Source organism: Paenibacillus favisporus (assembly GCF_040545415.1).
GTDB lineage: Bacteria > Bacillota > Bacilli > Paenibacillales > Paenibacillaceae > Paenibacillus_AQ > Paenibacillus_AQ favisporus.
Window position 1 is genome coordinate 1 of sequence record NZ_JBEPLV010000013.1, and the last position, 25,483, is coordinate 25,483.

General features: G+C 52.0%; 25 protein-coding genes, 1 tRNA gene, 1 rRNA gene and 2 riboswitches. Of the genes, 16 read left to right on the forward strand and 11 right to left on the reverse strand.

Features of this window, described 5'->3' with window-relative positions; all coding sequences use genetic code 11:
- The 11 genes from rrf to ABID47_RS33340 form a co-directional block, all read left to right on the forward strand.
- Window positions 1-78: ribosomal RNA gene (gene rrf, locus ABID47_RS33590) — 5S ribosomal RNA — on the forward strand; the annotation flags it as partial.
- Window positions 79-461: 383 nt separating this feature from the next.
- Window positions 462-1,919 (forward strand): IMP dehydrogenase, encoded by a 1,458-nt coding sequence (guaB, locus tag ABID47_RS33295; protein ID WP_076176925.1) that lies wholly within the window; start codon window positions 462-464, stop codon window positions 1,917-1,919.
- 223 nt (window positions 1,920-2,142) lie between these two features.
- Entirely contained in the window at window positions 2,143-3,465 is a 1,323-nt protein-coding gene (locus tag ABID47_RS33300) for a D-alanyl-D-alanine carboxypeptidase family protein (RefSeq protein WP_354503416.1), read from the forward strand.
- A gap of 117 nt (window positions 3,466-3,582) precedes the next feature.
- Complete coding sequence (pdxS, locus tag ABID47_RS33305; protein WP_076176926.1) at window positions 3,583-4,464, forward strand: pyridoxal 5'-phosphate synthase lyase subunit PdxS; 882 nt, start codon at window positions 3,583-3,585, stop codon at window positions 4,462-4,464.
- A 19-nt stretch (window positions 4,465-4,483) separates the two neighbouring features.
- Window positions 4,484-5,062, forward strand: coding sequence for a pyridoxal 5'-phosphate synthase glutaminase subunit PdxT (gene pdxT, locus ABID47_RS33310; protein WP_212986169.1), 579 nt, complete (start codon window positions 4,484-4,486; stop codon window positions 5,060-5,062).
- A 225-nt stretch (window positions 5,063-5,287) separates the two neighbouring features.
- Complete coding sequence (serS, locus tag ABID47_RS33315; protein WP_089549444.1) at window positions 5,288-6,577, forward strand: serine--tRNA ligase; 1,290 nt, start codon at window positions 5,288-5,290, stop codon at window positions 6,575-6,577.
- Window positions 6,578-6,644: 67 nt separating this feature from the next.
- A tRNA-Ser gene (locus tag ABID47_RS33320) sits at window positions 6,645-6,733 on the forward strand.
- A gap of 131 nt (window positions 6,734-6,864) precedes the next feature.
- Complete coding sequence (locus tag ABID47_RS33325) at window positions 6,865-7,209, forward strand: hypothetical protein (RefSeq protein ID WP_076176929.1); 345 nt, start codon at window positions 6,865-6,867, stop codon at window positions 7,207-7,209.
- Window positions 7,210-7,225: 16 nt separating this feature from the next.
- Window positions 7,226-7,402 (forward strand): hypothetical protein, encoded by a 177-nt coding sequence (locus ABID47_RS33330; protein ID WP_251679275.1) that lies wholly within the window; start codon window positions 7,226-7,228, stop codon window positions 7,400-7,402.
- Window positions 7,403-7,431: 29 nt separating this feature from the next.
- A complete protein-coding gene (locus ABID47_RS33335) occupies window positions 7,432-7,587 on the forward strand; it encodes a small acid-soluble spore protein P (RefSeq protein WP_354503420.1) in 156 nt (51 codons plus the stop codon).
- Window positions 7,588-7,757: 170 nt separating this feature from the next.
- Window positions 7,758-8,840, forward strand: coding sequence for a hypothetical protein (locus tag ABID47_RS33340; RefSeq protein WP_116234508.1), 1,083 nt, complete (start codon window positions 7,758-7,760; stop codon window positions 8,838-8,840).
- Between the two features lie 61 nt (window positions 8,841-8,901).
- Here ABID47_RS33340 and tadA read toward each other — a convergent pair whose 3' ends face one another.
- Entirely contained in the window at window positions 8,902-9,408 is a 507-nt protein-coding gene (gene tadA, locus ABID47_RS33345) for a tRNA adenosine(34) deaminase TadA (RefSeq protein WP_354503423.1), read from the reverse strand.
- A 286-nt stretch (window positions 9,409-9,694) separates the two neighbouring features.
- On the opposite strand from tadA, the gene ABID47_RS33350 reads away from it, so the two are divergent.
- Both ABID47_RS33350 and rluF read left to right on the forward strand, forming a co-directional pair.
- Window positions 9,695-11,995 carry an ATP-binding protein gene (locus ABID47_RS33350; protein ID WP_354503425.1) on the forward strand — a complete coding sequence of 767 codons (2,301 nt, stop codon included), beginning with the start codon at window positions 9,695-9,697 and terminating at the stop codon, window positions 11,993-11,995.
- Window positions 11,996-12,043: 48 nt separating this feature from the next.
- Window positions 12,044-12,748 (forward strand): 23S rRNA pseudouridine(2604) synthase RluF, encoded by a 705-nt coding sequence (gene rluF / locus ABID47_RS33355; protein WP_251679271.1) that lies wholly within the window; start codon window positions 12,044-12,046, stop codon window positions 12,746-12,748.
- 132 nt (window positions 12,749-12,880) lie between these two features.
- Here rluF and motB read toward each other — a convergent pair whose 3' ends face one another.
- Both motB and motA read right to left on the reverse strand, forming a co-directional pair.
- Complete coding sequence (motB, locus tag ABID47_RS33360) at window positions 12,881-13,696, reverse strand: flagellar motor protein MotB (RefSeq protein WP_354503427.1); 816 nt, start codon at window positions 13,694-13,696, stop codon at window positions 12,881-12,883.
- Window positions 13,680-14,480, reverse strand: coding sequence for a flagellar motor stator protein MotA (gene motA, locus ABID47_RS33365; protein WP_105444927.1), 801 nt, complete (start codon window positions 14,478-14,480; stop codon window positions 13,680-13,682). Before motA ends, motB begins: the two co-directional genes overlap by 17 nt.
- Window positions 14,481-14,825: 345 nt before the next feature.
- On the opposite strand from motA, the gene ABID47_RS33370 reads away from it, so the two are divergent.
- Both ABID47_RS33370 and ABID47_RS33375 read left to right on the forward strand, forming a co-directional pair.
- Window positions 14,826-15,119 (forward strand): hypothetical protein, encoded by a 294-nt coding sequence (locus ABID47_RS33370; protein ID WP_076176936.1) that lies wholly within the window; start codon window positions 14,826-14,828, stop codon window positions 15,117-15,119.
- 186 nt (window positions 15,120-15,305) lie between these two features.
- A complete protein-coding gene (locus ABID47_RS33375) occupies window positions 15,306-15,611 on the forward strand; it encodes a 4a-hydroxytetrahydrobiopterin dehydratase (protein ID WP_076176937.1) in 306 nt (101 codons plus the stop codon).
- Window positions 15,612-15,694: 83 nt separating this feature from the next.
- Here ABID47_RS33375 and ABID47_RS33380 read toward each other — a convergent pair whose 3' ends face one another.
- The 6 genes from ABID47_RS33380 to ABID47_RS33405 form a co-directional block, all read right to left on the reverse strand.
- On the reverse strand, window positions 15,695-16,054 hold the full coding sequence (locus tag ABID47_RS33380; RefSeq protein WP_076176938.1) for a c-type cytochrome: 360 nt from the start codon (window positions 16,052-16,054) through the stop codon (window positions 15,695-15,697).
- Between the two features lie 164 nt (window positions 16,055-16,218).
- The gene (locus ABID47_RS33385) at window positions 16,219-16,707 is read right to left on the reverse strand and encodes a GNAT family N-acetyltransferase (protein ID WP_354503430.1); all 489 of its coding nucleotides are present in this window, start codon (window positions 16,705-16,707) and stop codon (window positions 16,219-16,221) included.
- Between the two features lie 221 nt (window positions 16,708-16,928).
- Window positions 16,929-17,420, reverse strand: a complete 492-nt coding sequence (locus ABID47_RS33390; RefSeq protein WP_420819922.1) for a C40 family peptidase — start codon at window positions 17,418-17,420, stop codon at window positions 16,929-16,931.
- 3 nt (window positions 17,421-17,423) lie between these two features.
- Window positions 17,424-17,563, reverse strand: a riboswitch (cyclic di-AMP (ydaO/yuaA leader).
- Between the two features lie 377 nt (window positions 17,564-17,940).
- Window positions 17,941-18,408: a C40 family peptidase gene (locus ABID47_RS33395; RefSeq protein WP_076176941.1), complete on the reverse strand. Its 468-nt coding sequence runs from the start codon at window positions 18,406-18,408 to the stop codon at window positions 17,941-17,943.
- A gap of 4 nt (window positions 18,409-18,412) precedes the next feature.
- Window positions 18,413-18,550: riboswitch (cyclic di-AMP (ydaO/yuaA leader) on the reverse strand.
- Between the two features lie 275 nt (window positions 18,551-18,825).
- A complete protein-coding gene (locus ABID47_RS33400; protein ID WP_089549438.1) occupies window positions 18,826-19,668 on the reverse strand; it encodes a hypothetical protein in 843 nt (280 codons plus the stop codon).
- Between the two features lie 10 nt (window positions 19,669-19,678).
- A complete protein-coding gene (locus ABID47_RS33405) occupies window positions 19,679-21,667 on the reverse strand; it encodes a M1 family metallopeptidase (RefSeq protein ID WP_354503431.1) in 1,989 nt (662 codons plus the stop codon).
- A 152-nt stretch (window positions 21,668-21,819) separates the two neighbouring features.
- On the opposite strand from ABID47_RS33405, the gene ABID47_RS33410 reads away from it, so the two are divergent.
- Window positions 21,820-22,329, forward strand: a complete 510-nt coding sequence (locus tag ABID47_RS33410) for a YwhD family protein (protein WP_089549436.1) — start codon at window positions 21,820-21,822, stop codon at window positions 22,327-22,329.
- 130 nt (window positions 22,330-22,459) lie between these two features.
- Here ABID47_RS33410 and ABID47_RS33415 read toward each other — a convergent pair whose 3' ends face one another.
- Together ABID47_RS33415 and ABID47_RS33420 are read right to left on the reverse strand one after the other, a co-directional pair.
- On the reverse strand, window positions 22,460-23,125 hold the full coding sequence (locus ABID47_RS33415; protein WP_435530695.1) for a DNA-3-methyladenine glycosylase: 666 nt from the start codon (window positions 23,123-23,125) through the stop codon (window positions 22,460-22,462).
- A gap of 256 nt (window positions 23,126-23,381) precedes the next feature.
- Window positions 23,382-25,430: a transglycosylase domain-containing protein gene (locus ABID47_RS33420; RefSeq protein WP_435530696.1), complete on the reverse strand. Its 2,049-nt coding sequence runs from the start codon at window positions 25,428-25,430 to the stop codon at window positions 23,382-23,384.
- Window positions 25,431-25,483 lie beyond the last annotated feature (53 nt).

Here is a 25,483-nt window from a genome sequence, read left to right on the forward strand (position 1 = left end):
CCGAACACGACCGTTAAGCCCTCCAGCGCCGATGGTACTTGGACCGAAGGGTCCTGGGAGAGTAGGACGTTGCCAAGCGAAGAACCACTGTTGATGAATATCAACGGTGGTTTTTTTGTTTTATTCAAACCCTTGGATTGGAATGTTCTATTTTTGATACAATTCAGGGCCTGGCAACCTAAAGGTAGTTCCTCCCCCCAGTTTCATGTATGAACCGAAATGATTTTGGACATCCCACCAATGGGATGTCTTTTGCATATGTTGTCCGCTTCAAGTGGACATGTATTTGTCCCTGCAAGACAAGGGCGATTCCTCTCATTTTTACCAGACTGATTACCTTGACAGCTTCGAGTGGGCTTTGCTAAGATGGCAATAATATATTTTCAGAAACGATTTTCAAGCCTTGTTGCATAAGGATTTTAACAAATACATTACATGACAAATGAGGGGGAAATTACGAAGTGTGGGAACAAAAATTTGCTAAAGAAGGATTTACGTTTGACGATGTTTTGCTGGTACCCCGGAAGTCCGAAGTGCTGCCAAAGGAAGTCGATGTGTCCACGAGACTAAGCGATTCGGTTAAGCTGAACATTCCTTTGATCAGTGCAGGGATGGACACAGTAACGGAAGCTGCCCTGGCCATTGCGATTGCACGTGAAGGCGGCATCGGCATTATTCATAAAAATATGTCGGTTGAACAGCAAGCGGAGGAAGTGGATCGGGTTAAGCGTTCCGAGAGCGGCGTTATCACCAATCCTTTCTCACTGACAGCCGATCATCTCGTATCCGATGCCGAACAGGTCATGGCGAAATTCCGGATTTCGGGTGTTCCGATTGTGGACGAGCATAACAAACTGATCGGTATTCTTACAAACCGCGACCTGCGCTTCGTTCATGATTACAGCATTAAGATCTCCGAAGTGATGACTCGTGAAAACCTGGTAACTGCCCCAGTAGGTACGACGCTTCAAGAAGCGGAAGTCATTCTGCAGCAGCACAAAATCGAAAAGCTGCCGCTGGTTGATGAGAACAACACATTAAAAGGTCTTATTACCATTAAAGATATTGAGAAAGCCATTCAGTTCCCGAATGCAGCGAAAGATGCACAAGGACGTCTGCTCGTAGGTGCGGCTATCGGTATTTCCAAGGATGGTTTGGATCGGGCCGCAGCCCTGGTCAAGGCTGGTGTTGACGTCATCGTCGTCGATTCCGCACACGGCCATCATATCAACATCTTGGATGCGGTTCGCCATCTGCGCAGCTTGTACCCGGATCTTACGATCATTGCAGGCAACGTGGCTACGGGCGAGGCAACACGCGACCTGATCGAGGCGGGTGCTTCGGTTGTCAAAGTCGGTATCGGACCGGGATCGATCTGTACGACGCGCGTTATTGCCGGTATCGGCGTGCCGCAAGTCACAGCAATTTACGATTGTGCTTCGGTAGCCAAAGAATACGGAGTGCCGATCATCGCAGACGGCGGTATTAAGTACTCCGGTGAAATTACAAAAGCACTTGCAGCCGGCGGCCATGCCGTTATGCTGGGAAGCTTGTTTGCGGGAACGGAAGAGAGCCCTGGGGAATCGGAAATTTACCAAGGCCGCCGCTACAAGGTTTACCGCGGCATGGGCTCCATGAGTGCCATGAAACAAGGCAGTAAGGACCGTTACTTCCAGGACGACGATAAGAAGCTCGTTCCGGAAGGAATTGAGGGCCGCGTCGCTTATAAAGGTCCTTTGTCCGACACGATTCACCAACTGATCGGCGGTCTCCGCTCAGGCATGGGCTATTGCGGAACGAAAAACCTGCAGGAGCTGCGTGAAGATACCCAATTTATCCGCATCACGGGTGCGGGTCTTCGTGAGAGCCATCCGCACGACGTGCAGATCACGAAAGAAGCTCCAAACTACTCGTTGTAATATTCGACACGGTTTGCACAAAACCAACATCTTCTTGTACAGACAGGCCTAAATTAGGCCTGTCTGTCTTTTTTTGCAGTATACCCTGTGTTAGAATAGACAAGTAAGATTTAAGGGCAAGAGGGGAGTTAACAATTCATTGAGTAAGAAATGGAGCAAGTTGGGGAAACCATCTTCGCACAAACGTAAACGTCACTTTGTCAAAAAGAGCGTAGCCTCGGTTATGCTATTGAATATGTTAATGCTGTCCGCTCTACCGGCCATGGCTTTGGCTGAGGGAACAACAGCAACAACGACCACTACGAATACCGCATCGACAACTACGGCCAGCAAGGTGCCAAGCGTATCGTCTTTGCAGCTTCAAGTGAGATCCGCCGTGTTGATCGAACCAACGACGGGGCAAGTCCTCTTGTCGGTGAACGCGGATCAACCACTGCCGCCAGCCAGTATGACCAAGATGATGACAGAATATCTCATCGCAGATATGGTCAAAAAGGGCAAGTTTAAATGGGACGATGTCGTGACCGTTGGCGATAATGCTTCCAAGACGATCGGCTCGCGTATTTTTTTAGATGCTAATGATCAACATACCGTTGAGGAACTGTACATAGCGATGGCGGTGGGTTCGGCGAATGATGCTACCGTAGCGCTGGCTGAGTATGCATCCGGGTCTGAACAGGAATTCGTCAAGCTAATGAATGAAACGGCTAAGAAGTTCGGGATGAAGACAGCCCACTTTATCAACTCCACTGGGCTCGACCGTGCGGATATGCCTGAGAAGTATCGTCCTTCGGCTGAAGGGGAGACGGTCATGTCCGCGATGGACGCTGCCATCCTGGGCAAGCATATCGTCCAGGACCATCCGGATTTTTCCAAATATACGGCGATCCAATCCTATAAGTTCCGTGAGCGCGATAAAAATCCGATCATCAATTGGAACTGGATGCTTGAAGCGAATAAGGATATTCCGAACTTTAAGGCTTACGCCTACCCGGGGTTGGACGGCCTTAAGACGGGTCATACCAATAACGCCGGCAACTGCTTTACGGGAACGGCCGAACGCGATGGGATGCGCCTGATCAGCGTCGTCATGGGAACGAAATCGGAAGCACAGCGCTTTACCGAGACCCGGAAGGTGCTTGATTACGGCTTCAACAACTTTGAGATCAAGCAGGCCGTGGCCGGCAAATCCAAGGTTGAAGGTCTGGACTCCGTTGAGGTCAAAAAAGGCGTCAAAACTTCGGTCGGCGTCGTGACGGATGCCCCAGTCTCCTTTATGGTACCTAAAGGCTCCGATGCCAAAGGCGTTACCTTCAAAACTCAGCTTGAGCCGACGGACAAGCTTGTGGCTCCGATCAAGCAGGGAACCAAGGTCGGTACCATCACTTATACCTATAAAGTAGATGGGATTGAGAAGCCTCAGACGAAAACCGTCAATTTGATCACATCGGACGAAGTGGAGAAGGGCAGCTGGCTGCGCCTGTTCTTCCGCGCCATTAAGGAAATGTTTGGTGATTTATTTGACGGAATCAAAAATCTTTTTTAAGATCAATATAAGATTTTTGCTTTAGTCCACCAAAGCAGCTCTGCAGAGTATGCAACCATCCTGCCATTCATAGGCAAGGGCGGATTACATGATATATATTTCGGGAGGCGTAAACCATTGGAAACGGGAACTTCGAGAGTTAAAAGAGGTATGGCTGAAATGCAAAAAGGCGGCGTCATCATGGACGTCATGAATGCCGAACAGGCAAAGATCGCTGAAGCTGCGGGCGCAACTGCCGTTATGGCATTGGAACGCGTTCCTTCGGATATTCGTGCTGCCGGCGGTGTAGCGCGTATGGCTGACCCTACGATTGTAGAAGAGGTTATGAAAGTCGTATCGATTCCGGTTATGGCGAAAGCCCGTATCGGTCATTATGTGGAAGCGAAGGTGCTTGAATCCCTCGGCGTCGACTACCTCGACGAGAGCGAAGTTCTGACGCCTGCCGATGAAGTATTTCATATCGACAAATGGGACTTCACCGTGCCGTTTGTTTGCGGCGCCAAAGACCTGGGAGAAGCGCTGCGCCGCATCGGCGAAGGCGCATCGATGATCCGTACGAAAGGCGAGCCGGGAACAGGCAACATTGTCGAAGCCGTTCGTCATATGCGTCTGATCAACAGTCAAATCCGTAAAGTGCAAAGCATGTCGAAGGACGAGCTGTATGCCGAAGCGAAAAACCTTGGCGTACCATACGACCTTCTGCTTGGTGTGCACGAGAGCGGCAAGCTGCCGGTCGTTAACTTTGCTGCGGGCGGCGTGGCTACTCCAGCCGACGCAGCGCTGATGATGCATTTGGGAGCCGACGGGGTATTCGTGGGATCGGGTATTTTCAAATCCGATAATCCAGAGAAGTTTGCCCGCGCGATCGTGGAAGCAACAACGCATTACCAAGACTACAAGCTGATTGCCGAAGTATCCAAAAACCTGGGTGCGCCAATGAAAGGCATTGAGATTTCGAAGCTGAGCCCGTCTGAGCGGATGTCGGACCGCGGCTGGTAAGAGAGAGAAGGCTGGACATATGAAAATCGGGGTACTGGCGCTTCAGGGTGCCGTAGCAGAGCATATTCGCAGCATCGAGCTGGCCGGCGCTGAAGGTATCGCCATTAAAAAGGTAGAGGAACTGGAGCAAGTTCAGGGCCTGATTATTCCTGGCGGCGAAAGTACGACCATCGGCAAGCTGATGCGGAAATACGGGTTTATTGAAGCGATTCGCCAATTTTCGGAGGCAGGCAAGCCGATTTTTGGCACCTGTGCCGGATTGATCGTACTGGCGAAGTCGATCGAAGGCCAGGAAGAGCCCCACTTGGGGCTGATGAATATCACCGTGGCGCGCAATGCTTTTGGACGTCAACGGGAGAGCTTTGAAACAGATTTGGACGTCAAGGGGATTGAGGAACCGGTTCGTGCCGTCTTTATCCGTGCTCCTCTGATCCGCAGTGTGGGCGATGGAGTCGACGTACTGTCCTCCTATAACGATGAGATTGTGACCGCGCGAGAGGGCCATTTGCTCGCCTCTTCGTTCCACCCCGAACTGACGGATGATTACCGGCTACATCAGTATTTTGTGGATATGGTAAAAGCCAGTCAAGCGTCTTAAATCAGCAGGATAAACGATGGTAACACGATGACACCTTGACTCTTTTGATGATATCTAAACGCTGCCTCATGGGTAAGCTTTAGGTAAAAGGTATTCCTCGGTTGGCGGCCTGAGCGGCGGTCCGAGGATACCTTTCAAGGGGTCAGGGTTGTTTTTTGATTCACGCAGGTCTCATCATGGAAGTACGTCGCACAAGACGTTTTTCTTTTTAGGAGGAATTGTCCAATGTTGGATGTGAAAATATTACGCGGTGATTTCGCGAGAGTGGAGCAGGCACTCAAAAACCGGAACAAGTCGCTGGATTTGATCGCCGGATTTCCCGAGCTGGATACCCGCCGCCGGGAGCTGCTGCAGGAGAGCGAGGCGCTGAAAAACCGCCGCAACACCGTTTCCGGTGAAGTAGCCAAGCGCAAAAAGAACGGGGAGAACGCCGACGAGCTTATTCTGGAAATGCGTCAGGTTTCCGACCAGATCAAAGCGATGGACGAGGAAGTGCGCGAACTGGAGGCGTCTATTTCTGATCTGACGATGGCCATTCCGAATATTCCGCACGAATCGGTACCGGTCGGCCAGTCCGAAGAAGACAATGTGGAGCTTCGCCGGTGGTCGGAACCGACAACGTTTGATTTTACGCCAAAAGCCCACTGGGATCTGGCCCAGGACCTGGGCATTCTTGATTTTGAAGCGGCAGCCAAGGTTACAGGTTCGCGGTTTACGTTCTACAAGGGGCTCGGTGCCCGTCTGGAGCGTGCGCTCATCAACTTTATGATGGATTTGCACAGCAGCGAGCATGGCTACGAAGAAATGCTTCCGCCTTATATCGTGAATGGGGACAGCCTGCGCGGGACCGGACAGCTTCCGAAGTTTGAAGAGGATCTGTTTAAAATCCGTGACACGGACTACTATTTGATCCCGACCGCTGAAGTGCCGGTGACCAACTATTACCGTGATGAAATTTTATCGGTGGAGGATCTGCCGAAGCACTTCGTGGCTTACAGCTCCTGCTTCCGTTCGGAGGCCGGTTCGGCCGGACGTGATACACGTGGCTTGATCCGCCAGCATCAATTCAATAAAGTGGAACTGGTGAAGCTTGTACATCCGGATTCCTCTTATGAAGAGCTTGAGAAAATGACGGCAAATGCGGAGCGCGTTCTGCAGCTGCTGAAGCTGCCGTATCGCGTGATGGCGCTCAGTACGGGAGATATGGGCTTCTCAGCTGCAAAAACGTACGACCTGGAAGTTTGGCTGCCTGAGAGCGGAGCTTACCGGGAGATTTCCTCTTGCTCGAATACAGAGGACTTCCAGGCACGGCGTGCTAATATCCGTTTCCGTCCTGAGCCTAAGGCCAAACCTGAGTTTGTGCATACGTTGAATGGATCGGCACTTGCCGTTGGACGGACTGTGGCAGCCATACTGGAGAATTATCAGCAGGCAGACGGCAGCGTTGTCGTTCCGGATGTGCTTCAGCCTTATATGGGCAATGTTAAAGTTATTGTCCCTAAAAGCCAGGGTTGATATTAGCATTAAACTGTGGTAATATATTTTTGTTACGCGTTGCGTGACACTGATGTATTTTCCACGTGGAGGGGTACCGAAGCGGTCATAACGGGGCGGTCTTGAAAACCGTTAGGGCGCAAGTCCACATGGGTTCGAATCCCATCCCCTCCGCCATTTAAACAAACCAATGACAAAGCCGATTCTGCTTATGCAGGAGCGGCTTTTTTTGTTTTTGCCAAACGCCGTTATCGTATAAAAAGAGCGCATCCTCCGCACATTAACAAAGGCAGGGGAGGTGTTCAATCATGAACCGAGACTTTGAATTGAACCAAAACAAATTGGTCCAAGCTTGGCAATCCCAGCTTCCTCAAACGCTTGACTCATCCGACCAGGCACAGGTGTTTGCCGACGAGGCAAATCCCCAGGCGCTGCGGATCCATATCGATACCGCGGGACGGTCGAAGTATTCATTCGACTTCCAGTGCTCCTACGTGGATACGCGGGAGGTTAAAGTGGATCTGGTGGATGTAGAACGCGAAGGACGCACGGTAGACGAACGCACGGATGTCATTCAGAATATGGCGCAGGATTACACCCGCCAAATTCACGAGTGCGCTCAAGCCCTTCACGATTTGACGCATCACTCTTAAGAAGAGAGGGACAACGATGACCAAAGCCAAACCGGGTGTCGACAAAAATCTCAGCAATGTCGTCGAGGATTTAGATCAAACGGCAGTGAACAGCCATCAGGCAAATCAGTTGCAGCAGAAGCGAAATGATCGCAGGCATGAACATGAAATCAATCATCAGCACACGATCGACCTGGAGCATCCGCATTCTTAACATTCTAATGTATACAGGGGGAATCGCCGATGAGTAAACCAAACGCTGTTCCGGTACCTGAAGCGCAAGAGCAGCAGCCGCGTAACCGAGACCGGGAGCGGTCCGGCATGCAGGAGCCGTTGTCCGGATCGAAGAAGGTCAAGAATCGGAAACATGTTAGTCATTTGAATAGAGAAGGGTCCTAAGGTCCCGTCTAAAAAAGCATCCGGCTAATAGCCAGGATGTCTTTTTTTGCGTTAAAAATGAAAATTCACCAAAAGATTTCCAAAAAAGGGTTCCGGTAACGGACGATATCGTTTATGATTACAAGGGGTATTTTTTTGCTTTTTAGAGACGAGAGGAGAGAGAGATTGTGATGAAGAAGAAATGGGCAGCCCTGATTCTTACGCTGGTCTTGGCAATGACCGTGGTGCTTGCAGGCTGCAGCAGCAAGAAGGAACCGAAGGAAGCGCTGGAGGCTTCGGCCGTCAACGCGATGAAAATGACATCGTACGAAATGAAGAGCAAGGTAACGATTAAAGATCTGCAGGTTACCAGTGCAAGTGCTGATAACGCCGCAGCCAGCCAAGTGATGAGCATGCTGAAAAATGCGGAATTGACGATCGATGGGGTATATCAGAACGATCCACAACAAACGGAGATGACGCTCGGAATTAACCTGAAGGGCGACATGTCCATGAGCTTTAACATTCCGATGGTAATGACCCAAGATAAATTGTACGTCAAAGTGCCTAGCATTCCGATGCTGCCGCTGCCTGAAGACGTTGTAGGTAAATTCCTGGTACTCGATATGAAAGAGCTGGCGGAACAGCAGGGAACGTCCTTTAACCCCGACATGATGAATCCCGAAAAGACGAAGAAGCTCGCCGGCGAAATTATGAATACTCTGTTTACCGAATATGATGGTAAGAAATATTTCAAAGACGTTGCAGTTAAAGACGCGAACCTCCCGGATGGCGTGGATGCCAAGCAGGTCGTTCAATTCTATGTAACCAATGACAGCGTGAAAGAAGCGGCTGACATTCTGGTGAACAAGGCGCTGCCGAAAATCCTTGATATTATCAGCAAGGATGAGTACCGTGAGATGCTTGGTGTCAACCAGGAAGATATCGACCAAATGAAGAAGGATCTGAACTCGACCGACAGCAAGGATGAAATCAGCAAAGGTCTGAACGATCTGAAGAACTACCTGAAAGTTAACCAGTTCGAAGTCAACACGGCCATCAATAAAGATAACTTCCCTGCTTATCAGGGTGCTGTGATGAACGTGGAAATGAACGATCCGGAAACGAAGGACAACATGAAGCTGTCGCTTGAGGCGACGAGCCAATACAGCAAGATCAATGAGAAGCAAACCTTCAGCATCGGCATTCCAAAAGAAGCGGATGTTATTACGATGGAGCAGCTTCAGGAGAAAATGGGAGCTACGGCTTACTAAGCAGCCCCCGTACGAATCACAACAGCCCGGCCAGGGTTACTGGCCGGGCTGTTTGTTTGTGTCAGGCTTTGCCCCGCAGCTTGCGGAAAAACTGCGTCAGCAGCCCAGCGCATTCCTCCTGCAGCACATCGGCAATGACCTCGGTGCGGTGGTTGAAGCGCGGCTCCTGCAGCAGGTTCATCAGCGTCCCGGCGCACCCCGCCTTGGGATCGTAGGTGCCGTAGACGACCCGCGGGAGGCGGGACTGGACGATCGCGCCGGAGCACATCGGACACGGCTCCAGCGTGACGTATAGCGTGCAGTCCAGCAGGCGCCACGATTGTACGGCGATACTGGCTTCCCGGATGGCGACAATCTCAGCGTGGGCGGTCGCGTCCTGGGACGTTTCCCTTAAGTTATAGCCCCGCCCGATGATCTCCCCGTTGCGGACGATGACCGCTCCGATCGGCACCTCCCCCAACTCCTCCGCCAATTTGGCTTGGTGGATCGCCTCGCGCATCCAGTGTTCATGACAATCATTATCCACAGACTCATCCACATGAAGCGGATGTTTCGTTTGATTTTCCAACGTAAAAGTGCCTCCCTATACCGAATTTCGGCTTATTCAGCGAACAAGCATTCTATTGTTAACATGCTGTGCATAAAATTGTGGATAACTATTTGATTACGCACAGAATTATCCCCAATTTATTAAATGGTGCTGTGAATATGTTGATAAGTTGTGGACATGCTGCGTTATTTCGAGTTAAGCCGATCATTTTCGACAAGCTTTTCAAATATCGGCCTACAGAGTATGATGGAATAGATTATTCCAATTATCGCCAAGGCAAGATTAGAGGTGACCCGATGTGTCAATGAAGAAGAAACTGTCCCTCACCATGGCCGGTTCACTCTGTCTGATTTTACTTTTAAATATTATTCTTAGTTTGTACACAACGCAAGCCAGTTTACGCCGGGAAAGCGAACGCAAAATGCTGCTGGCCGCCAGGCAGGTGGCCGCCTCCATTGAGCAGAGCCAGGAGAGCGCTGGCATGGTCGAACGCCAAATCGGGGAGCTGCTGCATGTGGCTGCCAAATTGGCTGCCAAAGAGCTGGACCCGGATATCCAGAACATTACGAACGAGCAGCTGGCCAAGCTGAGCAAGCAGGTGGGAGTCACCCATATCGCCCTGCTGGTCCGAACCGGTGATGATATTATCATTGCCAAGTCCTCGGAACCTGCTGAGCTCGGTCTCTCCACCAAAGACTGGGGATACTGGTATAAGGCGTTTAAGCAGCTCTTCGAGCAAGAACGCGTAACGATTCCGTACGGAGCGGCTGCCGACCATTTTTGGACCGGACCGTTTGAATATTCGAACTCCAAGCCGAACGTAATCGATAAATGGGGTTATTATTATGACGCCAAACGAAACTATATCATTGATCCGTATATTCGCACTGATTCCCTCCATCAGATCGGCACCCATATCCCGAGTCCGGAGGAGGTGCTCGACAAAACGAAGAAAATCAATGGGGAGATTCTTGAAATCAGCTGCATCAATCCGCAGACCTTTGCGGGCGTCCGAATGTCCGGACAAGGATATGTCCATGATAAGACTAAGCTGCATAATCGGCCGATACGCTACGGTACCTATACATATATCGACCTCGAAAACGACAAACAGGCTGTGGAGAAGGCGGCACAGACAGGAGCGAATGTCGTTTATGAAACGCGCATCGATGGTAAAAAGCTGTTAAAGAGCTTTATCCCTGTGAACAGTGCGTCTCAGGCATCCTACATCATCAGCATCGTCATGGATTATGCGCAAATATCCAAGGTATTGCAGAAGCAGCTTGTCTCTTATATATCGATTTCGGCCTTTCTGTTGATTTTATTCGTCATTGTAAGCTATAAGCAGGCCGGATATTTCATTCGGCCGATCGATGCGATTCTGGGTAAAGTGAAAAACGTCGCCCAGGGGCGCTTTGATACGCCGCTCGTCATCAACAGCAAGGATGAGCTCGGATTGCTTGCCGCCAAAATCAACACGATGACCGATAATCTGAGCAGCTATACCGACCAGCTCAAGCAGGCCGTGGAAGAGAACCGCTCGGTGAAAGAGCATCTGGAGTCTGTCATCCAGCAGACGGCGGATGCGATTCATACGACGGACCTTGAGGGGAATATCCTTCAGGTGAATCAAGCTTTTGAAAAGCTGTACGGCTGGTCAAGCGATGAAGTGGTCGGTAAGCGAATCAACCTGGTTCCCGGCCATTTGGAGGGGGAAGTGCAGGCAAGGCTTGACGCTTTAATGCAGGGCGAACAGCTGCCGGCAGTAGAAACGGTCCGAATCAGGAAGGACGGGACCCCCGTGGAGGTCAGTATCAGCACGTCCGCGGTCAGGGATCCGGAAGGAAAGGTCGTATCGTTCATCAGCATCTCAAGAGACATGACGGAACGCAACCGGATGGACGAGCTGCTCCGCCGGTCCGAGAAGCTGACCACGGTCGGGCAGTTGGCGGCCGGGGTGGCGCATGAGATCCGCAACCCGCTCACGACGCTGCGGGGATTCCTGCAGCTGCAAGAGTATAACAACCGCGTCGATCCGAAGCACAACCAGATCATGCTGTCTGAGCTGGAGAGAATCAATCTGATCGTGAGCGAATTTTTAATTTTGGCCAAGCCCCAGGCAGTGCACTTCCGAAATAAAAATGTTCGTGATATTTTAGAGGATGTGCTGTCGCTGCTGAACAGTCAGGCCAATCTGCACGGCATTGAGTTCGTGATGGCCTCCCAGACGGACGAGACGGACGTTCATTGCGAGGAGAACCAGCTGAAGCAGGTCTTTATCAATTTACTGAAAAACGCCATGGAGGCGATGCCTGAAGGCGGCGTCATCTATATTGAACTGTTCCGGCCGGATCCGGACCACCTGGGGATTACGATTACAGATGAGGGCGTAGGGATTCCTGAGCACCAGATGGAGAAGGTGGGAGAACCGTTTTTTACCAACAAGGAAAACGGGACTGGCCTTGGCCTGATGGTCAGCCAGCGGATTGTGGAGGGCCATAAAGGATCACTTCAGATCGAGAGCGCCGTTAACAAGGGCACTCAGGTTACGTTAACGCTGCCGGTGGCACAGCCGGAGCATGGGGAAGGACCAGAACGGGAATGATCCGAACTCTTGTCCGGGGTAAACCATAATGAGATGGGGTTATAAGCTTTGAGAATTAACAAATATATCAGTGAGACCGGGTATTGTTCCCGGCGTGAAGCGGATAAGCTGGTAGAGAGCGGGAAGGTGACGATCAACGGCGTTCAGGCGGTGTTGGGAAGCCAGGCGGAGGAAGGGGACGACGTCCGCGTCAACGGCCGGCCCCTGCAGGCGAAGAAGGAGACGCATGTCTATATTGCGCTGAATAAACCGGTTGGGATCACCAGTACGACGGAGCAGCATATCAAGGGCAACATTGTGGACTTCGTGGGCCACTCGGAGCGGATTTTTCCGATCGGCCGGCTGGACAAGGATTCCGAGGGGCTCATTCTCCTGACGAGTGACGGCGACATCGTCAATAAAATACTGCGGGCCGAAGGCAAGCATGAGAAGGAGTACATCGTCACGGTAGACAAGCCGGTTACGCCGTCCTTTTTAACAGGCATGGCCAGCGGGGTGAAGATTTTGGGCGAAATGACCCTTCCCTGCAAGGTGACGCGGATCTCAGAGCGGGTGTTCAAGATCATACTGACCGAGGGGAAAAACCGGCAGATCCGCCGGATGTGCAGCGCCTTCGGCTACGAGGTGCGCCGACTGCAGCGGATCCGGATTATGAATATCCATCTGGGATCCTTGGGCAAAGGGAAATGGCGGGATTTAACGCCGCAGGAAAAGGAAGAGCTCGGACAGCTGCTGAATTACCGCCTAGGGTAGAGAGGGGCCAGGCCTGATACAGGGTGAGGGCTTCAACCTATTAGCCCATTCCCTGAGACATGTGCCGTCTACTATCAAAAAGGCTGCTCCCTTTATCCAAAGGGAACAGCCTGTCCATTAGTTATCGCTATGCTATTTTTTATTCGTGGTTACCGGGATTTGCTCGCTGATATTCTGGTACTTCCGGATGATGGATACCTCGACGCGGCGGTTTTTAGCACGGCCGGCTGCGGTATTGTTGGAAGCCACGGGCCGGAACTCGCCGAAGGCGGTGGAGGTGAACTTGGCCGGGTTGAGCTGCTTGTTGGTGAGCAGAATCTTCAGGAAGTTCAGCGCCCGGTTGGAGCTCAGGTCCCAGTTGGACGCGTACTCGCTGTTCGAGATCGGCATATTGTCCGTATGGCCGGACACGACGACGTCATACGTCGGGAACTGCTGAAGCATGCTGCTGATGGCGAGCGCCAGCTGGCGTGACTCAGGCTTCACCTGAGCGCTGCCTGAAGCAAACAGGGCGTTGTCGCTGATCGTGATCGTAAGCTGCGATTGGTTCAGTTTGGTATCCAGCTGGTTCGTCAGGCCGTTCGTTTTGATATATTGATCCAGCTGCTGCTTCAGCTTCTCCAGGTCTTCCTGTTCCTGCTTGGCCAGCTGGGCTTTCTGTTTCTTGTCATTGTTATTCGTGACGATGCTCTCTTGGGAGTCTTTTTTGCCCTGGTCCATATTTTTATCCATCGGCAAATTCGACCTGAAATTGAGCACGCCGTTTCCGGTGCTGAGGGCATTGTTGAAGGCCTGGCTCATTTCCTCAAATTTCTTGGCGTCCGTGGCGCTCATGGAATAGAGCACGATAAACAGGGCCAGCAGCAGTGTCAGCAGGTCGGCATAGGGGAGAAGCCAGGATTCGTCGGCATGCTCCTCATGCGGTTCATGTCTAGTCTTCTTGGCCACCTGAACCATCCTCCTTCTCATTCATTTGAGCGCGCTCGGAAGGGGTTAAGAAGACGGAGAGCTTCTGGCTGATCGCAATGGTGGATACGCCGGATTGAATCGACAGCAGTCCTTCCACCATCATGAGCTTGAGCTCCACTTCTTTTTTGGACAGGCGTTTCAGCTTATTGGCGATCGGGTGCCACAGGACATAACCGGTAAAAATACCGAGCAGTGTCGCAATAAAGGCCGCGCCAATCGCGTGGGCCAGCTCGGCCATATTCTCCATCTTGGTCAGGGCGGCGATCAGGCCGACGACGGCACCAAGCACCCCGAGGGAAGGAGCATACATACCGGCTTGGGAGAAGAGCAGGGCACCTGCACGGTGACGCTCTTCCGTCGCCGCAATATCTTCCATCAAGACGTCGCGGACGAACTCCTGGTCGTTACCGTCGATAATCATGCGCATACCGTTGCGCAGGAAGGCGTCGTCGATTTCTTCGACCTTGGTCTCCAGAGCGAGGAGGCCTTCTCGGCGGGTGATGGAGGCCCACTCCATGAACAGGGTGATGAGCTCTTGACGCTGCATGAGTTTTTGTTTGACGAAGGTCATTTTTAACAGCTTCGGGAACTTTTTGACCTCAGACATCGGAAAGCCGATAAACAGCGTAGCGGCGGTTCCGGCGAGAATAATGACATAAGCGGCGGGCGTCAGCAGGCTGACGATCGGGGCGCCCTTCAGCACCATGCCGACTAGGACTGCAACCACACCGAGTATCAGGCCAACAATCGTTGAAATTTCCATTGCACACCTCATCCATGAGAAATAGAATTGAATCCTTTCGGAATCGACCGCGTTTACATCCTTGCAACATGGTCGCTTTCACAAAAAACGGTTTATATTATTTATCGACACCATTCTCTTTTTTTTTAAGGGATATTTTCCGGTATAATGAAATGACAAGGTTCATCTGTCCTACAAAATCAAGCCTAAGCAGCATACCCTGCAGGGAATAATCACAGCACAAACGGGTGACGAATGGCCCACTTGATGCCCCGACCCAGGGGCGCATGGAGCAGGGCGTTCACCATTCACAATAATCGCTTATAGATCGTATGAGTAACTAAACTTCGATATGGAGGGAATGGCATGGGTGTTAAGCATGGTCGTGACTATGACGGCATATTGACCGATTTGACGGCAGCTGTCGGGGAAATTCCGGACAGTTATTTATTTTTTGAAATGGCGGAGCAGGATTGGATGCAGCTGGGTATCGAAGAGAAACGTGAGGTGCATGAGGCGCTGGCGGAGGATTTGTTCTATGCGCTGGGAGCCGAACCTGTCATCACTGTTGGAAGCGGTGTCGTGATGTATGACAAGGACCATCACCGGATCAACCTCTTGATCGGCGACGAGGAGCTGACCGTAGTCTCACTGATATAGTCCCTGGGGCCGGATGGATTTTATAAACCCGTCCATGGTAAGATATTATTCGTATGTACTCTCCTTGGAGAAGCATGATTACATTCAGGGATGAATACAATGGGTAAAGGTTTTTCGCCCGAGCATACATTAATGACACATCCTGGTGAACCTCGGGGATGTTAGGTTTCAGGGAGGAACGGAAGAATGGTATATACGCAAGAAGAAGTAGAAACGCATTTGTCTAAGCTGGAAGGCTGGGAGCTTGAAGAGGGCCGCTGGATCGTGCGCAAATACGTTTTCTCCAATTTCATGAAGGGCATTTCCTTTGTGGATGAGGTTGCGGCCATTTCAGAGGCTTTTGGCCACCACCCCTTTATTACGATTGATTATAAAAATGTGACGCTGCGTTTGACTTCATGGGATGAGGGCGGGATTACGTCCCTGGATGTTAAGGAGGCCCACCAATTTAACGAACTGTTCGAAAAAATGCGTTCCGGCGAAAAAAGGTAACGAGAATAATGCAGCAAATAAAAACACGCTTTGCGATGAACGTCCCGTTCTTCCAAAGCGTGTTTCTGTATGCATTACAACCGTTATTTCTTCTCAGCCAACCACTGGGCCACATTGGCGATCTCTTCAGCTTTCAACTTGTCTTTAAAGGATGGCATGCCGCCCTTACCTTTAGTGATAATGGTGTAAATCTCTTCAGCGGACAGTTGGCTTCCGATCTTTTGAAGGTTCGGGCCTACGGCACCCTGAAGCTGATCCCCGTGACAGCTAATGCAGCCTTGGTCTTTAACCACAGCTTCGGCCGCTGCGGCGTCCATCGTGACTTCCGGCATGGTCGGCTTCTCTTCTTCCGCCACCTGCTCTTTGCCTGGAAGCGTAAACATGAGCACAATTGCCATAACCACTGCGATCGTTAATACACCGCTCATGATCCATTTTTGCATCCGTTTTCGTCCTTTCTATGTAAACTGTCATTCTTCATTCCTTCATTATAACGGAACAAGCCATCACATCAAATAGTTTGTGTCAAAAAAGCAAACGAATCCAAACTTGGGGCCACCAAAAATACACAAATTTGTACCATTTTTATGATGATGGAGTTTTCAAGTTAGATCCCTTCATAGACCATACAGTGAAACAGCTGTTCACCTTCTGGGGTCAGCTTGGGGTAGGTATCAGCGATGACAAACCCCGACTTCCCGTAAGCCCGGATGGCCCGCTTATTCCATGTATGCACTTCAAGGTCGATTTCGTCCCCTGGCCGTTTATCACGGGCTGCACCGACCACAGCCTGCATAAAGCTCTTACCCAGCCCCTGGCCGCATAAATCAGGCCGCATGCCAACACCAAGCCGGGTCACGCCTGCCAAGGGAAAGAACTGCGCGAACCCGCACAGGGTATGTTCAGCATCCAGGACGGACACATATTGGCTTTGCCTCACCTCAGGATCACCAAATTCAACGCCAAGCGCCTCCATCTGATCCCACGGCAGCCAGCCGTATAAATCGTATGGAGGTTCGTACACCCAGCCGCAGACGGTCTCAGCATCCTCCCGCGTCATCGGGACGATCATGAAGCTCTCATGTTGGAGGTTCATGTGCAGATCTCCCTTCCAGACCTCCCTGTAGGATTTGAACATTAGAGAAAAAATATTCCGGATTGTCCCAGATATCTGTTTAATTTCGGAATAGAGGGGTAAATGAGGAGTAGCGGGCGGGAATGGAAGGGTTACCCATTTCTGTCCGCAAAAAATCCCGCAAAAGGAGATTTCGGCAAAAATCTCATTCTACGGGATCTCGTACCCTTGCTTTACCTGCATTACTGGACGTCATCTACGTCCTCGGAATCGACGGCGGCGGTTTTGTATTTATCCGTACTCATGATTCGTTTGGCGCCAACGTAGCGGTTGACGTAGTAGCTGTCGCTCAGAGAGCTGATGATCACACCGCGAGAAGTGGAGGCATGTGCGAATTTTCCGTCGCCGACGTAAATTCCGACATGGGATACTCCGGCTCCCGATGTATTAAAGAATACCAGGTCGCCTGCTCTCAGATCACTGCGGGATACGGCCGAACCCATGCTGAACTGGGAACCAGACTGATGGGGCAGATCGATGCCCAATTGATCAAATACGTACATTGTAAATCCCGAGCAGTCAAATCCGTTTGTTGTGGTTCCGCCCGTTCTGTACTTGGTTCCGATCGCACTGTCAATCACTTTATCCATCTTGGAATCCGCGAAAGCGCTTCCTGTGCCGACCGTGAGCACGATGGCGAAACTCATGACTGCTGCTGCAAGCTTCTTCTTCAAGTAAAATACCCCTTCCGGCGCCTGCGAGGTTAGCTTAAGGATTCGGTAGAAGGCCCCCTATGATCCCTCTGAAGCAAGATCAATTCACCCATAACTGGTTCCCCCGCTTTCCTTAGTGTGAGGAAATTCGGCATGAACTTTTTACACTATGTATAATTCCCTGCTACTTCTTATTCGTTCGCAACTTTGTGTCAGGTAAAGATTACAAAGTTGTTACTATCGCTGGGACTATTGTAACAAAGGAATCGGACTTTGGCAATTGTTTCTAACAGAAAAAGAAGATTTGTAGGAAAATTTATAGGAAATGATGTTTATTTGTTGGCCGAGTGGGTAAAAGAAATGACAAGGGTGGAAAAAACAGGAGAAAACCGTGGATTTACTCGTTTAAAAAAATTTTTTGAAATGCTGTTACCTTTTCGGTGGTTCTTACGTCTAATAAGTAACAACAAACCCGCGGGGCGATTTCGGCAAAAATCAGCGGCGCGGGTTGTTCTGGATATGCATTGTTTTCGAGAGATAATCAATTGTAAACCGCAGCTTGGTATTTGGCCGTACTCATGACCCGTTTGGCGCCAACGTAGCGGTTGGCGTAGTAGCTTTGGCTCAGTTTGCTGATGGTAACGCCTTTCGAAGAGGACGCGTGTGCGAATTTTCCGTTGCCGATGTAAATGCCGACATGGGAAACGCCTGCGCCTAGGGTATTAAAGAAAACCAGGTCTCCTGCTCTCAGCTGGCTTTTGGAAACAGCGGTACCTGTTTTATACTGCGCAGCGGATACACGCGGGAGGTTTAACCCCAGCTTTTGGTACACGTAACGGGTAAAACCGGAGCAATCGAAGCCGTTCGTAGTTGTTCCGCCGGTTTTGTAAGAAACGCCGATCGTGTTGTTAACGATGTGATTCAGAGATGAATCCGCAAATACGCTGCCGGTGCCCATGGAGAACGCAAGTGTAAGGCCCAGCGCTGCGGCTGCCAACTTCTTCTTCAAAAAAATAAACCCCTTCCAATGCCTGCGAGGTTAGCTTAAGGATTCGGTAGAAGGTCCCCTATGATCCCTCTGTAGCGAGATCAATTCACCCAAAATTGGATCCCCCGCTTCCTGGTGCCCGGGAATTCGGCTCGTGATGATTGCACCGGAAATGGACATGCTGACAAGTTACCTATAATTCGTTACATACCAATCAAATGAACGGACAAATGATGAAATCAGTTACAGCAAAGTCAAAATCGTTACAGCAAAGATTACAAAGTTGTTACTAAGTTCGTACTCGGATTATTTTAACAGAGGATTTATACTTTGGCAAATGGTTAACAATCATTTTACAACAAAAACCCCGCCTCTTTTCAACAGAAAGAGACGGGGTTCTTCTTTTATCAGCGGATTAAAGTGATGACAAAATTTTAACTATTCCGAAATATTTTTTTTCGTACGGTTCATTTGCTGATGCCACAAATCATATTGGGAGGAGATATTCCATAATTTAAAGATACAGCTGACCATATGATAGCCCTGTTGGATAATCAGGGTGGCAAGCCCTGCCCAGATCAGAGAGACGCTGCTGGTAATGCCATACAAGAGCAGGCTGACCGCGCCCAGCAGAACGGATATGCCGATGACCGGCAGCGCGCTTCGCAGGCAGATCCAGAGCGAGGAGAACATGCTGGTTCCACCGGTTTTGCCAAACTGCATGAACAGAATCATCTGATGGACGATGTAGCAGTACAGAAGCCAGACTGCAATGTACGGGATGCAGTGAAGCAGCTGGGCATGGTTTTGGATCGCGCTGAGCAGAATTGGATACATCTTCGGGATCATCCAGTATAACGGAGCGGCGATAAGCACCCATTCGATCAGGTGAAAAAGAAACACCGTTTTGCCGTGCAGCTTCATGCCCTGGAAGAAAAACAGTCCGCGTTCCCCCTGATGCTCCCGGTGCAGGCCGTAGAAGATGCCCGCGTGGATAAAAGGGGTCAGCAGCATGCGGAGGGCGACCATCCCCAACAGAACCCACAGATAGGTATGCACGGTGCTGCTTTGGGTTAAGCTCATTTGTCCCTCCACATAATAGAGGACTTGGCTGAGTTCAGTCGGCGGGGGATCGGGATACCGCATCAGCAGCGGCACGACCGCCGAATCGATCAGACGGTACAGGAAGTAGCCCCAGAGCAGCTGGTACAGGAACATGATGATCATGACATAAAATTGGTCTTTGACGCTTTTCCAACCGTTAACAATATAGGATTTCACTGCTCTCACCTCACCAGGACAGACTTCCAAGCAGGGTTTCAATCAGCTTGGTAATGCTTACGTTCCAGCGGAGGAGCACTTTACGATCCATGTCCGCCTTCAGGTAGTTGTTCACATGTTTATTTTCCAGCACGATCGTATAGCCGGGATCGATCATGGCCCAGGCCAGCGGGGAGCTGTATGTCAGCTTGAACTGGGTACTGGCGTTCTTTACGTCCCAAACCTTTTTGATCTGATGCCCGTCCGTAAACGTGAACAGTATCGGCACCTGCGGCAGATCGCCGCCCTTTTTGCTGACCTTCACCAAAGAATCGTACCGGGGCTGCGCCGAATCCTTATCCTTGCGCACCGTAATTTCGTCGACCGAAAAATCGGCCATCTGGCTGCCGTATACATATTGATCGAAGAAGGTCTGCCACGACTTGCTGGTTACCTGCTCGACCACCTTTTGAAAATCCGCCGTGGCAGGATGTTGGAAACGGTATTTCTTCGCATAGGTGGACATGATTTTCTTCATGGTCTGGGCGCCGGTCAGCGTCTCCATTTCTTTCAGGACCATCTTGCCGCGGTAATACACGTTCAGTGCATATTGATTCTGCGACGTATATTTCCAGGCGTCCTGGGTCAGCGGCGCAGGCGAAGCGATGAGTGAGGACTGGATCGGCAGATTGGGGATGACGCCGTATTCCTGCTCCATCAGCTTATCCTCAGCGTAGGAGGTGAAGCCTTCGTCCAGCCAGGCCTCCTCGAACTCGTTGCTGGCGATCATGCCGTAGAAGTACTGATGGCCGATTTCATGGATGACGGTCCGCTCGAGGTCATAACCCGGGGAGTCGTCCTTGGCCCCGAAGGCCGTAATCAGCGTCGGATACTCCATGCCGCCTGCCCCGTTGCCTGCTTCGGGCGGAACGACGATAGACAGGGTGGAATACGGATACTTCCCGTACCATTTGCTGAAATATTTAAGCGCGGCCTTGGCGGCGTAGAAATAGCGCTCCTTTAAATCCTTGTGAGCGGGATCGAGATACAGCTTGATCCGGACCCCGGGCACCTCCGCTGAAGAGAACGGCTCCTCGGCGACGATAAAGTCGGGGGATGCGGCCCAGGCAAAGTCATGTACGTCGTCGGCGTAGAACTGATAAATCTTCTCGCCGTTCTTGATCTGTGAGTTCTGCACCGGGAAACCGGTTGCGGCCACCGTGTAGTTCTTCGGTACGTGAATGCGGACGCTGTAAATGCCGAAATCGGAGTAGAATTCCGAATTTCCGTGGTACTGGTGCAGGTCCCAGCCCTCGCTCGTCCGGCCGCGCGTTCCCACGGGCTCGTAGACGGCGATTTTGGGGAACCACTGCCCTGCCATGACAAAGTTACCGGCGGTCCCCATTCGGGCGAAGATTTTGGGCAGTTGGACTTCGAATTGCATGGTCAGCGTGATGCTTTCGCCTGGTTTCACCGGCCGCGGAAGACGCACCTTCATCAAGGTCTTGTCCTTCGTATTGCCGTCATCCGGCTGCACGTATTGGATCCGGTGCATCAGCGACAGACCGTCGGCGGTCTTCATCGCAGTCAGGGTCATGGACCCAAAGCCGTCGGCAGGCATCGTGTCATTGCGCAGCTTACCGCCGGATTCCTTCATAAACGTCGTATCCATGGAAGCGAAGGCGTTCGGATAGAGGTGAAAATACAGCTCGTTTACCGTTTTTTTGCCGGGATGAGTCCAGGTCAGGGTCTGGGTTCCTTTAATTACCCGGCTGTCCGGATCTAGGGTCGTATCGATGTGATATTCCACCACCCGCTTGCTGAGCACCTCCGCGGTCGGCTGCTGGACGCTCTCCATCGGTGACGGAGGCTTGTAAGCCGCTGGAGGCTTGGCCTGATCCGGAGCGTAGGAAGGCATGGACTCGGGCGAATCCTTAAAGACGAACCACAGTGTTCCCGTAATCAGGAGTACAAGAACGAGAATGGATAAAAAGACGAGTTTGGCGCGTGCTGGGGCCATATACGAATACCTCCCGTTGACAAGCATCTACAGCATGTATATGTTGGCTTTCCAGCGATTATTAGTTAAAATAAAATTAAGTTGGACGGGTATCCACAAATCGCGGAGGCGCAGTGCAGCGTTTCTGTTTTCAAATAGGAGGAACATCAGAAATGGACAACAAGGAACAGGTAGGCAAGAAGCCCATTGCACTGAATATCGTCAGCGGCAAGAGCAAGCACAAGATGGGCTTTGGGGCAGGCTCTATCGATCTGAACAACATTTCTCCGGTCATTATCGATCGCGGCGAAGCCGTCATCGATATCGGAGCGATGCACGCCAAGAGCAAGCCGGAGCGCCGCATTCGCTTTACGCCGAACCGGGAGGAAGTCCCGAACGGACGCCAGGTGTGGATCGTATGGGTCGCGGTGGACCGGAACGAGGATGGACAATTCTACGGCGGTGCCACGGCCAGTGAGATGTGGATCGATGAAGAAGAGAGACGGGGCTGGAAAATCCTTGCTGATCACGTGAACCGGATGGATGCCGCGCTGAAGCGGAAATTTATGCTGGACGAATTGGGATCTGAGGAAAAGACGCTGCTAAAGAACCTGCTTGTGTCGCATAATGAGCAGTGGTGGGAAGCTTCGCCGGATGAGCTGAAGAAGGCGCTGGAGGTATAGCGTAAATCGCGGGCTCTCCTCGTTATAAGAACAAAGGACCTGTTCCTGCTGACGGATGTATCGATCCGTGGGCAGGGCAGGTCCTTTTTTGCATGGCATGAAGGGACAGGGTCTCGTGTACAGCACGGAATTAACCCCTTAGCGAAAAAGGCAGCGGCTCAGGGGCTTTGACCGACACGTACGGATGGCCGTCGATATAAAATCGCCACGGCTTGAGGGCGTACTCCTCCGCGTAATCAATATTGATCCGTGGAGACTGGATGATCGGGAGCTCATCAGCCCGGTCGCCGGACTCAAGCCGCAGCGGGCTGTCCGCATGACCGAGCGCGCAGCCGTTCAGGCTGCGGTCGATCCGCAGCGCGCGGCACAGCTTGCCGGGGCCGTTGCACAAGTTGGCGGCTTTGCCGGAGACGCTGCCCCGGTACCGGCGCATCAGCTCGGCGTCATGCCCGCTTAGCGGCTCCACCGCCCGGATGAGCACGGCCTGAGGGTCGTCCGCGTCGCCGACGACAACGTTGACGCAGTGGTACATGCCGTAGATTAAATACACGTAGGCCAAGCCACCGGCGGCAAACATCGTCTCGGTCCGGGCGGTGCGCCGGTTGCCGTAGGCATGGCTCCCTTTGTCTTCGGCGCCGCCGTAGCTCTCGGTCTCCACGATCCGGCAGCGGATTTCTCCGTCTTCGGTCTCCCGGACCAGCGTCTGGCCGAGCAGGCGGGGCGCGGCTTCCAGCGCGGTCATGGCGAGAAGCGAGGGGGAGATCAGCCGGCCGCCCTCGTTATCCCGGTTCATCATCAGGATCACCTCTTCGGGTTAGTTCATTCTATATATATAACCGGAATTCAGCGCGAAAGGCAAAAGGTAACCCCGCAAGCATGGCTTGAATCCTTGGTCCGGTGTATCGGGATCCCTGGGAGAGGGGGCCCGCCAAACCGAAGCACTTCGGAAGAAGGCAAAAAAGGGAGCGGCTTTACCGGCTCCCTTTTTCAAATATGGTTTTCGGGCTGTACTCAGCCTAGTCTAGCCCCCGAACCTTTATAACGCGCTGCGTTTAGTCGGTCAGCCACCGCTTAAAGTCGGACCACCAGGAGTGTTCTTCGGCCTTGTTTTTCACGTCCGGTTGTTCCTTCTCCCCGCCGTGAAGCGAGCAGTATTCGGTCGGTTCCGTACCTGCGATGAATACCTCAAGCTTCTTGTGGGGACAATCGGCCGTGGCGAGCTTGCCGGATTCTTCATCAATGTAGACGCTGACGACGCCGCTCGGAATCGTGAAAATTTTGGGCGGTACGTTCTCCAGCGCCTTCTCGGTGTACTGGGCAAAAATGGGCGCTGCCCGGTGGGCGTCCGTCGTCGTAATCGTTTTGCCCTTGTCAAAACCGACCCATACGGCGGTCGCAAGCTCCGGCGTATATCCGACCAGCCAGGCGTCGGTATCGGTCGTTCCGGTTTTGCCGGCCACGGGACGCTTCATGATGGAGGATACGCGGTTACCGGTCCCGCCGGACTCAAATACACTCTCCATCAGATGCGTCAGCACGTAAGCTGCCGCCGGATCGACGACCTGCTCGCCGGCGGGCTTGGGAGCCTCGTAGATTACCTCGCCGGCGGCATCGGTAATCTTCAGGACGGCGACCGGCGGGATCCGCTTGCCATTGTTGCTGATCACCGCAAAGGCGGACGCCATTTCGAACGGACTGATCGGCGAAGTCCCGAGCGCCAAGGAGGGGACGGACTCGAGCGGGCTGACGATGCCGAGCTTGCGCGCCGTGGCGATCACGTTATCCGCCCCGACCTTCAGCATCGTATTGACCGCGTAGATGTTGTCCGAGGCCGCGATGGCCTGCTCCATGTTGATCTCGCCCAAATATTTGTCTCCATAATTGCTGGGCTGATACGTTTTCCGGTTGTTGTCGTAGTGAAACAGGGTCGGTTCGCTGTTAAACGTCGTGAGACCCGTCATCGTTTTTGAAGACAATGCTGTTAAATACATAATCGGCTTGAAGGAGGAGCCGGGCTGGCGCGTCTTGGCCAGCGCATGGTTGTACTGGCTCTCCTTGTAGTTCTTGCCGCCGACCATCGCTTTGACATAGCCGCTCCGTGGGTCGATTGACACGAGCGCGGTCTCCAAATCGCTGGCCGAATCCATGCCTTTGGCCACCGCCTCCTCAGCCGCGGCCTGGGCATGCGGGTCCAGGGTGGTATAAATGTTAAGACCGCCGTGATCGAGCATGTCCTCGCTGATACCGAGCTGGCTGGTCACCAAGTTTTTTACATAATCCCGAAAATACGGCGCCGTCAGGTTGGATTTCTGCTGTCCCTGCGGTTTGATCGCCAGCTTCTCGGCTGCAGCCTGGTCCGCCTCCTTCTGCGTAATATCGCCGGTGGCCACCATGGTTCCCAGGACGATCTTCTGCCGTTTCTTGGCGTTATCCAGATGGGTGTAAGGCGAGTAATAGGTCGGCCCCTTGGGAATCCCGGCCAGCATCGCGCTTTCCGCCAGGTCGAGATCCTTGGCCGGCTTGCCGAAATACATCAGGGAGGCTGCTTCGATGCCGTAAGCGCCGTGACCGTAGTAAATTTCGTTAAAATACATTTGAAGGATTTCATCCTTGGTATACTTCATTTCCAGCTGAGCGGTGTACATGGCTTCCTTGATTTTGCGGGACCATGTTTTTTCATGGGATAAATATAGATTGCGGGCAAGCTGCTGCGTCAGGGTGCTTGCGCCCTGAACCCGGGCCATATGCTCCAGGTTGACGAGTGCCGCGCGTCCCATGCCCTCCAGGTCAAACCCGAAATGGCCGTAGAACTTGCGGTCCTCCACCGACAGGGTCGCCTTCACGAGCAGCGGTGAAATTTGATTGAGCTTGATGGGTTCGTAGCTTCGCCCGCTGGCCGAAAACGTGGCGATAATGTCGCCTTGACTGTCTAGAAGGCGCGAATTGCGGTCCGTATCGGCAAGCGGAAGGTTTTTTTGATACAGCCAGCCGAGCAGAACGCCTCCCGCGATCAGAAGGAGGACGACCACGCCGGTAAAGAGCTTTAGCATCAACAGGAACCGGTTTTTCCGTTTGGGCCGCCGCGTGAATAGGTTCGCCATGTACTGTAGCCCCTTTCCTTACTTAAGAGAATGGAATGTATAGCTTTTCAGCG